13 protein-coding genes are annotated in these 12,352 nt (G+C 38.8%); 11 read left to right on the top strand and 2 right to left on the bottom strand.

Annotated elements, in window-relative coordinates:
* The first annotated feature begins 125 nt into the window (after positions 1–125).
* The 7 genes from V7K61_RS12275 to V7K61_RS12245 all read left to right on the top strand — a co-directional run bounded on the left by V7K61_RS12275 (position 126) and on the right by V7K61_RS12245 (position 5,857).
* A complete protein-coding gene (locus V7K61_RS12275; RefSeq protein ID WP_335053573.1) occupies positions 126–866 on the top strand; it encodes a hypothetical protein in 741 nt (246 codons plus the stop codon).
* A gap of 5 nt (positions 867–871) precedes the next feature.
* Positions 872–1,957, top strand: a complete 1,086-nt coding sequence (locus V7K61_RS12270) for an aromatic ring-hydroxylating dioxygenase subunit alpha (RefSeq protein WP_335053572.1) — start codon at positions 872–874, stop codon at positions 1,955–1,957.
* 157 nt (positions 1,958–2,114) lie between these two features.
* The gene (locus V7K61_RS12265) at positions 2,115–3,020 is read left to right on the top strand and encodes a ferritin-like domain-containing protein (protein WP_335053571.1); all 906 of its coding nucleotides are present in this window, start codon (positions 2,115–2,117) and stop codon (positions 3,018–3,020) included.
* Positions 3,021–3,059: 39 nt separating this feature from the next.
* Positions 3,060–4,253, top strand: a complete 1,194-nt coding sequence (locus tag V7K61_RS12260; RefSeq protein WP_335053570.1) for a P-aminobenzoate N-oxygenase AurF — start codon at positions 3,060–3,062, stop codon at positions 4,251–4,253.
* 52 nt (positions 4,254–4,305) lie between these two features.
* On the top strand, positions 4,306–4,599 hold the full coding sequence (locus V7K61_RS12255; RefSeq protein ID WP_335053569.1) for a 2Fe-2S iron-sulfur cluster-binding protein: 294 nt from the start codon (positions 4,306–4,308) through the stop codon (positions 4,597–4,599).
* Between the two features lie 617 nt (positions 4,600–5,216).
* Positions 5,217–5,462 carry a type II toxin-antitoxin system Phd/YefM family antitoxin gene (locus V7K61_RS12250; RefSeq protein ID WP_221708524.1) on the top strand — a complete coding sequence of 82 codons (246 nt, stop codon included), beginning with the start codon at positions 5,217–5,219 and terminating at the stop codon, positions 5,460–5,462.
* On the top strand, positions 5,459–5,857 hold the full coding sequence (locus V7K61_RS12245) for a type II toxin-antitoxin system VapC family toxin (protein ID WP_334859566.1): 399 nt from the start codon (positions 5,459–5,461) through the stop codon (positions 5,855–5,857). Before V7K61_RS12250 ends, V7K61_RS12245 begins: the two co-directional genes overlap by 4 nt.
* 126 nt (positions 5,858–5,983) lie before the next feature.
* On the opposite strand, the gene V7K61_RS12240 is transcribed toward V7K61_RS12245, so the two are convergent.
* Positions 5,984–7,555: a hypothetical protein gene (locus V7K61_RS12240; RefSeq protein ID WP_335053568.1), complete on the bottom strand. Its 1,572-nt coding sequence runs from the start codon at positions 7,553–7,555 to the stop codon at positions 5,984–5,986.
* A gap of 157 nt (positions 7,556–7,712) precedes the next feature.
* Between V7K61_RS12240 and V7K61_RS12235 the strand changes: the two genes are divergently transcribed.
* From V7K61_RS12235 to V7K61_RS12220, 4 genes are all read left to right on the top strand, one after another.
* A complete protein-coding gene (locus V7K61_RS12235; RefSeq protein WP_335053567.1) occupies positions 7,713–8,735 on the top strand; it encodes an aromatic ring-hydroxylating dioxygenase subunit alpha in 1,023 nt (340 codons plus the stop codon).
* Positions 8,736–8,895: 160 nt separating this feature from the next.
* Entirely contained in the window at positions 8,896–9,648 is a 753-nt protein-coding gene (locus V7K61_RS12230; protein WP_335053566.1) for a sterol desaturase family protein, read from the top strand.
* Positions 9,645–10,253: a DapH/DapD/GlmU-related protein gene (locus V7K61_RS12225; RefSeq protein WP_335053565.1), complete on the top strand. Its 609-nt coding sequence runs from the start codon at positions 9,645–9,647 to the stop codon at positions 10,251–10,253. Before V7K61_RS12230 ends, V7K61_RS12225 begins: the two co-directional genes overlap by 4 nt.
* The gene (locus tag V7K61_RS12220; protein WP_335053564.1) at positions 10,253–11,776 is read left to right on the top strand and encodes a GH3 family domain-containing protein; all 1,524 of its coding nucleotides are present in this window, start codon (positions 10,253–10,255) and stop codon (positions 11,774–11,776) included. The genes V7K61_RS12225 and V7K61_RS12220 overlap by 1 nt, the downstream gene beginning before the upstream one ends.
* A 103-nt stretch (positions 11,777–11,879) precedes the next feature.
* Here the strand turns inward: V7K61_RS12220 and V7K61_RS12215 are convergent, their stop codons facing one another.
* Positions 11,880–12,227, bottom strand: a complete 348-nt coding sequence (locus V7K61_RS12215; protein ID WP_335053563.1) for a hypothetical protein — start codon at positions 12,225–12,227, stop codon at positions 11,880–11,882.
* Between the last annotated feature and the right edge of the window lie 125 nt (positions 12,228–12,352).

The following is a 12,352-nucleotide window of genomic DNA, read 5'->3' as shown; positions in this document are numbered from 1 at the left end:
AAATACAGAATTGTAATGTAGATAACCATTCTGGAATCTGTCACATTACACCGTAAATTTACCGTAATGGTCGATAAAGTTTTAATTAAATATAATACGAATCGAGTCTAGGTAATTTACGAGTAATGAAAAGTTTGCTGATTCCTGTTCAAAATTTGCAGCCAAGCGATCGCACCGCCATGTATGCGTTGCTGCAAAATCACTTTAAAGGTATAACCTGGGATGGGTTTGAAATCGATCTAGAGCGCAAAAACTGGGTTTTGTTGTTGAGAGATGAAACATCCAACGCACTCAAAGGATTTTCAACTCTGATGTTATGCCAAAAGACTTTTTTGGGAGAAAAAATTAGTGTGGTATATTCTGGCGACACTATTGTTGATCCTAGTGCTTGGTCGAGTACAACACTACCACGTAGTTGGATTGCCGCTATCAATTTTCTGCATCAACATTATGCCGAAAATAAACTTTATTGGCTGCTAATTTGCTCTGGTTTTCGCACTTATCGTTTTCTCCCTACTTTTTGGCAAGATTTCTATCCGCGTTATGATGTCACAACACCTGCCGATGTTAAGAATTTAATGGGGAATTTGGCACAGGAATATTATGGTAACTTATACCAGGAAGCAAGTGGTATTGTCCGGTTCTCGCATCCCCAAGTTTTACGGGAAGGGTTGATTGAAATTCCATCAGGACGACAAACTAATCCCCATATCCAATTTTTTGAAGAAAAAAATCCCGATTATCGGTTAGGGGATGAATTAGTTTGTTTAACTGAAATTAATTATGACAATCTCACCCGTTCTGGACAACGGATGTGGAAGTCAGAATCATCGTTAAAATTTGTGCAAGATTGTGTTCTTATTTAATTTTTATGCCATCTACTAACCCACACTTAAACTTTAATAACCCAACACAATTTATAGAAGGATGGTATTGGACATTACCATCAAAAAAATTAAAGCTTGGCAAGGTAAAAGCGATAACTTTGCTAGGTAGAAATCTGGCAATTTATCGGGGAGTTAGCGATCAGGTAATAGCTATAGATGCTTATTGTCCACACATGGGCGCACATTTAGCAGAAGGGAAGGTAGAAGGTGATGGAATTCGCTGCTTTTTTCATAATTGGAAGTATGACAGTCGCGGAATTTGTGTAGATGTTCCTTCTCTGGGAAAACCGCTACCTGTGTATATTAAAACTTGGCATACGGCGGAAAACTACGGCATGATTTGGGTTTGGGTGGGAGAAGAAAAGCCAAGTTCGCTGCCTTTTGTACCACAATTAGAACACGCAGACTGTGATTATATATTGGGGACTCGATTTGTCAAAAACTGCCATCCCAATGTCTTACTAATTAATGCGATTGATGCTCACCACTTCAATACAGTACACAATTTGCCTTTAGAGATTGTATTTGATTCTCAAAACCTCAACCCCAACGCTATTACCTTCAGCAACACTACGCGCGGAGGGGATGATTCTTGGTTAATCCGCCTAATTCGTCCTCTATATCGCAACGAAGTTACTTATAGTATGTGTTACTGGTATGGCAGCACTGGCACTGTGACGCTAGGCCCAGATTTTCTGCACTTCTACATTATATTTACACTGCGAATGATCGAAGGTGGTAAAACTGAAGGGCAAACAATTCTTGTCACTCCCAAGCGTCCGGGATTTTGGGGATGGGTTTTAAATCGTGGTTTGTTATGGTTAACTCAGCAGGTTGGTAATTACTTCGCCAAAGGGGATACACAGGTATTTCAAACAATTCAGTTTGATTTAAAGACTCCAACTAAAGCAGATCAATCTATTCTGGAATTTATTCAGCACGTTAATCACCAGAAAGCTTTAACCTGGGGAACTTGGGACACTGTTAATTATCCGAATATTCAAACCCTATCAGAGGATGTTTGTAAAGTGTCGTATAGCACATCAAATTGTGACATTATCCCACCCTAACCCTCCCCTTGTAAAGGGGAGGGGACTAGATTTCCAGTTTCCCCCCTTTATAAGGGGGGATTAAGGGGGATATTAGATGTTTTCGGTAACAAATATAGCTTTTAAAAAGTCCTCTCAAATTATAACCATGAATTCACTTTAATTGAACAGGAAAAACATGGATTTTAAATATAAAATTGTCGGTTTTAACCTACCACACACAGATTTTGATGACCGTTTGCGACGGATATTAACAGCCGCATTATCAAATCAGAAGGATTATGCTAATTACCCTCAATTAAGTTATTGGAATGCTGAATTTTTCAACTTACATCAAGTCAAAATTTTTCAACAATCTAATATTAATGAAAAATCTGCTATTCTCGAACTTGCCAACCGCAGTTTGTTAGAAGAATCTTATGTTATTGAGAAAGCAGGCGTTGGCTACATGGCAAAAATGGTACTGTTAGCAGAAACAGTTGAAGAACGAATCCTTTATGGACTGTTTACGGCTGATGAAGCTACCCACCTTTACCAAATTAGCCATTTTTTACCAGAAATTGAAGTAGATAGCACGAACGATCCGTTTTTGCGCTTACTATCAGAAGTGGTTGAAAGTGCAGATAAAACAGTTTTATTGTTTGTGCTGCAAGTTATTTTAGAAGGATGGGGTTTAAGCCATTACCGGCGTTTAGCGAAGGAATGCCGCTATCCAGTTTTAGCAGAACTTTTTTCTAGTTTTTTACAATCTGAATCCCGTCATCACGCTACGGGAACCACTTTGTTTAATCAAATTACTGTTTCAGCATTGAGTCAAACAACAATTCTTGATGTATTGGCACAGTTTTTGTTTATGGTACAGGTGGGGCCACAAAGCGTACTAGCAGCAATCGAACAAGTAAAAGGACATCTGACGCGATCGCAAAAAATCCAAATTTTAGAAGAACTAGATACAGAAACCCATAGCGGAACACGATTACAAATATTGCGATCGCTCATGGGAGGAACATCAGCCCAGTCTATCCTGCAAAATTTAGAAGAACGCGGAGCCTTTGAACCACTCCCCGCCCATCAATGTGTGTAATAAATATTAATCTTATCTCTGCGTGAAATAAAAACGGATATGGAAAAAAATATTCATCGTAAATTACAAATTAACCACACCCGCAACAAACAGCAAGATCATACTGCTTTAATGGATGAAGCTGTCACCAAGTTTCGCTATGAGGATTGTCAAAACGAGTATTGGAATCCAGAGGAATTTTCCCTGCTATATGGCACACCTTTATGGGAACAGTCCAGCCAACATCAGCGTATAATTTTGAACCAACTTTACTGGGTAGCTTACTACTCACAAATTGTTTCTGCCGAAATTGCAACTATCTTTTTCAATCAAACCAGTGCAGCTGGACTTTACGCCCAAGAAGATTTTCGCTTAATCTGCGATACATTAGATTTGGAATCTGCCCAAGAGCGATCGCACATTAACGCCTTCCGCACAATTGCCAAACAGGTTGAACAAGCGTTATTTGGGGAACTTATCTTTACCTACCCCATGCGCGGTCCCTTTACAGAAACGATGGTTTATGCTGATACCAATGCCCTAAAAACTTGGTGGAAAAAAATTCAACTTCAATACTTTGGGCTGATTTCTGCGAATAATACTTTTTTGGCTTGTCAGTATTTCACGGTACGGGGAGTGCGGACACTAAATGGCAAGTTAGTACAGCACAAACTCAGCAATTATTATCAGAAACATCCGCATCCTGAAGCTGCTCCAATTCCTGCTAAAGTCTCCTATTATCACTTCATGGATGAAAGTTTTCACTTCAATAGTTCGACAATTATATCTCACGATGTTGTCACTTGTCTTAAACCACCGACTGCTTTTGAGCGACTGGTTGCTAATTTAGGATTGCTCGGATGTCAGCGCGATCATTTTCATTTTTCGGCGGCGATAAACGGGATTTTTTGGTACGATCCGGCGCTGTATAGCAAGATTTATCGGGTGTTGCGATCGCCCATTTTTGAGATGAGTGACGAAGATGCTAAAGAAATGATGCGGTGTTGCTTTACAGAAGAGTCGGAAGGATTGCAGCGCAGTTTTTCAACTCATCAGGAGGCAATGAAATCTTATCAGGTGTATGTTGAAAAGCTCGATTATCTTTGGCAACGTAATCGGGATATGTCACTGATGGCTACTAATTCAATTTCTCGGTATTTGGCGACTCAGCAAAAGGCTTTTCAAGGTTTTGAACACCAAGGGGATTTATTTTTAGCTCACCCAGAGACGCAGCACTTCGACTACGCTCAGTGACCGGCGCAGAGAGGAATGGAAGAGTGTTGTTTAGGTAAAATTATTGCGTATTATGGATGACTTCTGTAAAATATCGTTTCCAGGAAGTGATTTTATTCCTATAACTTTGGAATGTCATCAAAATTTATCTGAACATCTCACAATTCAGAATTCACCTGTTTTATTTGGTTGTCGGACTGGTATTTGTGGAACTTGTTTGGTTGAAGTTATTGGTGATATTCCGCCTCCCCAACCTGATGAACAGGAAATGTTAGAGACGTTAGCAGCTAATCATCCTCATGCGCGGTTAGCTTGTCAGATTGATGATGTTACAGTTAATATTGAAATTCGGAGACTGAAAGGATAAATTTAGTTAAGATTGAATCTGGAATCAGGCTTACTGCCACTGAAGTTTATACTGAGACTTACTTTTTGTTGAATAATTTGAAAACATCACCAAAAAATAAAAGCTATGCACCTCGATCGCTTTTTTCCCCTGATTATTTTCATCGTGATATCAATAGGTTTTATTGGTGCGTTTTTGATACCCTATATTTTAAATACTTTATTGGATCAAAAGAGTTCCTACAAAACAAATATAACTAATTCTAGCTACTACTCTCATGACACAGATACTAGTTGGAATTCTTTAGATCCTCTAAGTTATGGCGATGGAAGCAGTAATGACTCAAGCAGTTGCGATAGTGGGGGATCTGATGGGGGTGGTAGTTGTGATGCTGGAGGTGACTAAATCCTCGAATTTGAAGCTTTGCCAATCTATCTTTATTTAAAGTCTTGAATATCTCTAGTGAGTTAGATATTTTTCACATCAAATTAATAATCAGTTTTCTTCTTAGCCAAGACCGTTTCATTTGTACCCAATAAAAACGAATTAAGAAAGCTTATTTTGCAGTAATCTGGAAATTCGCAGGGTGAAGGATGAATTTGGTTAAACTTAGTTTAAAGACTTAGTTAAATAAAATCATGGAAACTGTAAATATCCATCAAGCTGAAACGAATCTCTCACAGCTTTTGTTGCGGGTAGAGCATGGAGAAGAAATCATTATTTCTGACAGAGGCATTCCTGTTGCCAAATTGGTTCCGTTTCGCACCTCATCAAATCGCCGCGATAGTTTAGGACAGGATAAAGGGCGTTTTGTAGTGCCAGAAGACTTTAACGCTCCTTTACCCGATGAGATGTTAGCAGCATTTGAGGGCGGTGAGGAGTGAAACTTTTGCTAGATACGCAGTGTTGGTTATGGTGGTTTGCACAACCAGAGCGTTTGAATGAGGAAGCGATCGCACACATTGCCGATGAAAACAATGAATTATGGTTATCAGTTGCCAGTATTTGGGAAATAGGTATAAAAGTTGCCATCGGTAAGTTACCACTGCCAGATCCTTTAGACAGTTATATTTCTAGTCGGATGGCACAGTTGGGAATGCGATCGCTAGAAATTACAGCTTCTCATGCTTTACAAGCGGCTGCTTTACCATTGCATCATCGAGATCCTTTTGACAGAATGTTGATTGCACAGGCTCAGATAGAAGAAATGACGCTTGTAAGTGCCGATTCAATGTTCAATAAATACGATATTTCCCTGCTTTGGGCAGCTAAATCGTGATATTTTACTTCAATGCTTCTGGCTTGTGGTGCAAAAATTTGCCACTATCTATACTATCAAACTGGCGATCGCTCTTAGTCAGTTTTGGGAAATGTTGGGTTTCCTAGTGTTAACCCAACATACTTGCTAATCTGCCTTTATTTGTTCAGATAAGAATTCTAGTTCCCCAAAAAAGTCATTATAAACACTATCTAAATATGGATTTCTGCAATCATTCTGAGAGGATTTTCTGGAATAATAATCTCTAAAATCCATACTGTCTCCTTCAGCATCAAGTCTTTTTTCTTTCAACGCCTCGATAAAATTCAGACCAACGATACCCAGGAAATACTCTAATTCTTCAACTGAAATAGTATGCCAATGATATGTTTCAGGAATAGCAGGATACAATTGCCGGATCTCATCTCTAAAAACTGAATTTACGAAAAAAGACCGATCATAAGTTATAACTAATCTCTCAGTTATTGTCATCCCGCTTAACCAATCAGGAACGGTGCATAAACCAGCTTCGATATCATTTTCAAACTCCCACATTTGATGTACCGCAGCACCAATATTTTTAGTAATGTCTCTCTTGATTTCAACTAAATCACCCCATTTTTTAGCATTTAAATAAAGACCTGACTGCTTCACTTCTATCAAAACAGCAGAACCATTTTTAATAACAAACCAATCTGGTGTGTCTTTAGGATATTTACTAGTCCCATATCGCCACTCTTGTTGAACGTTTAATTCTCCAATTGCCTTTTTTATGAGTAATCCAACATACTCTTGAAAGACAAGTCCAAAATTTTCTCGAAATGGATTTTTATTAGTATCTCTGAAGTAATCTGCTAAACTAAAGTAAAGACCTCTAGTTACTCGCTGATAAACTAAAGTTGGTATTGGTGTTATGTAAACTTGGGAATAACCGACTTTAGGATTGCGATCTGGAATAATTGCAGGCTTGACCCAAAGCGGGTTAAATCTAAATTTATCATACTCACCTGTCGGTGGTGAATCTGCTCTTGAGAGAGAGCGAAAGTCATTGTATTTAGATGAAATCCAATTTACAAAGATTCTTTGCTTATTGACATCAAAATATTCTTTTGCGGCTTCAGGATATTTATCTATGTCTTCATATAGGCGAAAAAAACCTTGCTTCCCAGGTAAAGCCAAGCTTAATACTAATATTTCCTGCAAATTTAGCCCAGAAAAACTCTTAATTGCACAAGCTATATCAATTTTATTTGCACCTGCAATTTTAGCCCACAGGTCTCTGTAGATAATTAGTGTTCTTGGAAGGAGGTGACGAGCTTCACGATCATATTCAAGTTGAGAAGCTCCAAATCTTATGAGAAAACCTTGTTGATTTTTGTCGTCTTTTTCAAAGGGGTCTAGAAGTCCAAAATACATATCAATAGCTTTCAGCAAATCATCTTCAGTCATGTTTTGACTGCGGTAATCATTGGAGTTTTCAATTAGCAGCATTGACAAATATGCTAGAACACCGTCAAAAACAGGTACACCTTTGATAATATGTAACCCTTTATGAGACTTGAAGATTTTATAGGACAATTCTCCGATAAGCCTGAGAGCATCACAAAGTTTAAATTTTCTTAAATATTGTCCAATATCATTAGAAGAGTATTTCTTACCACCTCTAGAAGCGTAAGTGATAATATTTTTACCAGCAATATCACCTTGAAAATTACTCATACTGTCTCTATATCTAAAAGTTGAGCTAATTATTTATAATATTATGTTAGTAATCTTTTGTGCTGCAATAAATTCCGTAACTTCATCAACATCAATTTTATCAAACAGTTCTACTCAAGACATTGCCATAATTTAAATACGATCGCTCCCACCCACCATGCAATTTGCAGATTTCTGGTACATTGTCGCACTCAGCGAACAGCTACAACCTAACCAAGTATTATCACGCACCGTTTTAGGAGAATGGTTAGCGATATTTCGCGGTGAAGATGGACAACCCGTAGCTTTGCGCGATCGCTGTTTACACCGCAATAGCCGTCTATCATCAGGTAAAATCTGTAACGGTGCTTTACAATGTCCCTATCATGGTTGGGTATATGACGCGGTTGGGAACGTGATTGCTGTTCCAGCCGAAGGAGATGATTTCAAACCTTCCCCACAGCGTCGAGCCAAGTGTTACGCTACCAAAGAACAAGATGGCTATGTTTATGTGCGGTTAGCTGATACGCCAAAGATTGATCTTGAACCCTTTTCTATGCCTCACTACGGACAAACCGGATGGGAAACGGTGCGGGTAATTAACCGTTTTGCTAACAATGTGACTAATTGTGCAGAGAACTTTATTGATATTCCCCATACGGCTTTTGTTCATCCTGGTGTTTTCCGTACCTCCCGCCAACAAAAGTTAGAGATGACTGTAGAACGCTGCAATGGTTCGGTTTTGGTGGAGTATCGCAACGAAAACAGTAATTTGGGATGGTACAGCCGTTTTCTGAATTTGCAGAATGCAGAGATTAAACATAGCGATCGCTTTTATATGCCAAATATTACCTCTGTAGAGTATAAGATGGCACATAATCGCCATTTATTCATTACCAGTCAATCTATTCCAGAAACCGATAATTCAACTCTGGTTTACACCGATGTCACCTATAACTATGGTATTTGGAATAAATTAGCACGTCCCTTTGTGCGGTGGACTGCTCAACACATTATCCGCCAAGACGTGGAAATTTTGGGTATTCAAGGGGAAGCGATCGCTAAATACGGGACACAATTTTATAATACCCCTGCGGACACAATTCATATATTTGTCGAGTCAATTATGGCAGCTATATCTCGTGGAGAAGATCCGCGTTTATTGCCAAATCAATCAGTAAAAGTTACATTTTGGGTTTAAGAATAATTCGTAATTACTCCCCTTAATCCCCCCGATGTATTGGGGGGAGATCGGAAAATCCAGTTCCCTCCCCTACCCTACGGGAACGCGAAGCGCGTATATAAGGGGAGGGTTAGGGTGGGGTAAAACCCATGTTTAAAATCAGTGTGAGCAATCAAAAGTGGAAATACAAAACTTTTCACAACTACTAATTTTTGGTTCTTTTATCGGATTAGTTGGTTGGACTATTATCAATCAGGTTGGACGAACTCAACTTAAAGTTAAAAGTCGTGAAGATTGGGTAATAGATGCTACAGGATTAACAATTCAAGGAATATTGATTCCTTTACTACAAGCTACTTTAGTTTATTGGCTTTATCAATATTTACTACCCACTCAACAAGGATATTTAAAAATATCATTAATTCCGGCTTTTATTATCAGTTTTGTTGGGATTGATTATTTATATTATTGGAATCATCGTTTATTACATACTAAATTGTTGTGGAAAGTTCATCAAGTGCATCATACCGTTACTCAGATGGATGTATTAGGAACTTCTCGCAACACACTTTGGACAAGTTTGTTAATTATTTATTTATGGATACACACTTTATTTTTGTATCTATTAGCCGATCCAACAGGTTATATACTTGGAGTAAGTCTAACTTCTGCCTTAGATTTATGGCGACATAGTAACTTGATAATTCCTGAAAGTAGCTGGCTTTATCAATTTTTATCTTATTGGCTAATCTTACCACAGGATCATGCTTGGCATCATTGCAGCGAAATCCACAATTATAACTATGGGGCTAATCTCAAAATTTGGGATAAGTTACATGGAACATATTATGAAAGCAAAAAATTGCCATCTATAATCGGAATTTCTAGCTCATTAAACTTGTTCCAAAAACTTTTCTTCCCATTTTCATGACAGTTATAAGTAAAATTCTTTCCTTTTTTCCCACCTTTATATTATTGCTAACTGGGGCAGCAATAGTCTACCTTGCCTATTCACCCAACATCTTCAGCATTCTGGCGGTGTTGCTTTCTATTTATGGGCTACCAGTGTTAATTTACCGCTTGCATGAATGGATTTATCCTGTGCGGGAAGGTATTAGTTATTTACAAAATAAAGAATATAATCCCTGGTGGGGTAGTCATCAAATCCAGGTAATTTATATTGCCATTCCAGCTTTAGAAGCAGTGCTGCGGTTGATTCCGGGGGTGTTTTCTTGTTGGTTGCGATTGTGGGGTGCTAAAGTGGGGCGAGATGTTTACTGGACAACAAGATTGGAGATTGCCGATCGCAGTTTATTAGAAATTGGCGATCGCGTCGTTATCGGGCATGGTGTCGGTATCTATTCTCACGTCATTAAACCCCGTAAGCAAAATTTAATGTTGTATGTCAAAAAAGTCAAGATTGGCAGCAATGTTTTTGTGGGAGCTGGATCTCATCTTGCTGCTGGTGTAGTCATTGGTGATGGTTCTTATGTACCAGCAGCCACCAATCTTTATCCTAATCAAAAGGTGCAATAATGCGTCCGATTATTCAGCTTTTTGGGCAAATCCTCGCGCCAACGGCGAGGCGATTTCATCAAGCTTTGGATAACCCAGAGTTAATGCAGACATCTGTACAGAGGGAGATTTGCGATCGCTTAATCAAGAGTGAGTATGGTAAAACTTTGGGGATTCATTCTGTAGACGATTGGCAGCGTGTACCAATTGTAGATTATGATGCACTCGAACCCTGGTTAAATCAAAAACAGCAGCAAATTTCCCTCACTCCCGAACCCATTTTGTTCTACGAAAAAACCTCTGGTAGTAGTGGAGCAGTAAAATGGATTCCTTATACTCAATCTTTACGGCGATCGTTTAATCAGATGTTCTGTGTATGGGCGCATGATTTGATTGTACATGGCCCGAAATTCTCCACAGGCAAGATTTATGCTTGTATCTCGCCGCAATTAAATGTAGCTGATAGCCAAAGTTTACAAGATGATTTAGATTATTTAGATGGCTGGTTGCGTTGGTTTTTGCGTCCTTGGTTGGTGATGCCAAATAAACTTAATCGCCTGCATGATGCGAATTTGTTTAAACATCAACTGTCCTTGGCATTATTAAAAGCTGAAAAACTAGAAATTATCTCTATTTGGAGTCCTAGTTTTCTGCAAGTACATTTAAAATATATTCAAGAAAATCAGGATTTATTGCGAAAAGAATTACACAACCGGATTTCACATCATCGGCTGCAACTCCTTAGCGAAAGTAATATTCCCTGGATGCAACTCTGGCCAAATTTAAAGCTAATTTCTTGCTGGGATAGCGCCAATGCAGCAGATCAAGCTCAGGGATTAAGATTAAAATTTCCAGATGTATTAATTCAAGGTAAAGGACTACTAGCAACGGAAGCCCCAATGACGATTCCCTTGATTGTCGCTGGGGGATGTGTGCCGGTTCTCGATGAAATATTTTTCGAGTTCGAGGATGAGACTGGTTCCCTTCATGGTTTACATGAACTCAACATTGGCAAGGAATACACGATTATTTTATCCCAGAAAGGGGGCTTGTATCGTTATCGAATTGGCGATCGCATCCGGGTAACTCATTACTATCGCCACACTCCCTGTTTAGAGTTTCTCGGACGACATCAAGCTGTTAGCGATTTAGTGGGCGAAAAGTTGCAAGAAACCTTTGTAAATAATGCTCTAACTTTGTTGAATTTGCAAGAAACTAATTTTAAAAGTTTGATGCCCATTGCCGATCCTCCACACTATATTCTATTACTAGATTCGGCAAAAGAAACCCCAGAAATTATCGCTCAACAACTGGATCTGGCTCTATCAGAATCATATCATTACCAGAGAGCGCGATCGCTCAGTCAACTTGCACCACCACAGGTTTTAATCTCTAGTCAAATTCCTGAAATATTAGTTTCCCATCGTACCCGTACTGGAAGTATTTGGGGAGGTATTAAACATCCAATTCTGGCAAAATCACCCATTAGCACTGAACTTTTACAAGAATTGAAGTTGAAAATTGCCGTCAAGATGAAAGACTGATGATTGTAGAGACGGCGATTCATCGCGTCTCTCGCCTTAATGTGTTCATTTTTAATTTTTAATTCCGCCTTGCAGTACTAGCTTTTGAAATTTGATTAAATATTTAGCGTGATTCTAATTTAGCAACTCGCTCCTCTAATTTATTAACTTGTTGCTTCAATTCAACCACCAAAGTTGCAAGCCGATCAAACATCGGATCTTGCTGTGATAAGTTACCTCTAGAACGAGTTGATTGTCGTGGGGTAAGTGTTGTTCTTGAGGATGGAGACTGGCGAGTTTTACCTAGCTGAGACTCTAGCTGATTTAACCGCGACTCAACACGATTCAAATCCGCTTCCAGATTGTAGATGCGGGACTCTACTTGCTGCGATGAGGCAGTTTTAGAAAAAAAACTGCCCCAGATAATTGTTATTAAAATCCCGGCGATTAGTAGCACCTTGATTTTTTTCATATCAATAGCTAACTTGTTAAAACAGTCTATCTCATCAGATTTGATTGGGATAGTTACAGACTAAAAATCTGTAAATATTTTATCTCTTATACCGTTTCCTAATCATATAAGGTACATCATACTCC

Origin of the sequence: Nostoc sp. (assembly GCF_036918015.1) — a bacterium.
In the GTDB taxonomy this organism is placed as follows: Bacteria; Cyanobacteriota; Cyanobacteriia; order Cyanobacteriales; family Nostocaceae; genus Nostoc.
This window is presented reverse-complemented; position numbering and strand designations above follow the sequence as displayed.

Coding starts and splice junctions, on each gene's coding strand:
- V7K61_RS12275 (WP_335053573.1), top strand. CDS start 126: ATGAAAAGTTTGCTGATTCCTGTTCAAAATTTGCAGCCAAGCGATCGC.
- V7K61_RS12270 (WP_335053572.1), top strand. CDS start 872: ATGCCATCTACTAACCCACACTTAAACTTTAATAACCCAACACAATTT.
- V7K61_RS12265 (WP_335053571.1), top strand. CDS start 2,115: ATGGATTTTAAATATAAAATTGTCGGTTTTAACCTACCACACACAGAT.
- V7K61_RS12260 (WP_335053570.1), top strand. CDS start 3,060: ATGGAAAAAAATATTCATCGTAAATTACAAATTAACCACACCCGCAAC.
- V7K61_RS12255 (WP_335053569.1), top strand. CDS start 4,306: ATGGATGACTTCTGTAAAATATCGTTTCCAGGAAGTGATTTTATTCCT.
- V7K61_RS12250 (WP_221708524.1), top strand. CDS start 5,217: ATGGAAACTGTAAATATCCATCAAGCTGAAACGAATCTCTCACAGCTT.
- V7K61_RS12240 (WP_335053568.1), bottom strand. CDS start 7,555: ATGAGTAATTTTCAAGGTGATATTGCTGGTAAAAATATTATCACTTAC.
- V7K61_RS12235 (WP_335053567.1), top strand. CDS start 7,713: ATGCAATTTGCAGATTTCTGGTACATTGTCGCACTCAGCGAACAGCTA.
- V7K61_RS12225 (WP_335053565.1), top strand. CDS start 9,645: ATGACAGTTATAAGTAAAATTCTTTCCTTTTTTCCCACCTTTATATTA.
- V7K61_RS12220 (WP_335053564.1), top strand. CDS start 10,253: ATGCGTCCGATTATTCAGCTTTTTGGGCAAATCCTCGCGCCAACGGCG.
- V7K61_RS12215 (WP_335053563.1), bottom strand. CDS start 12,227: ATGAAAAAAATCAAGGTGCTACTAATCGCCGGGATTTTAATAACAATT.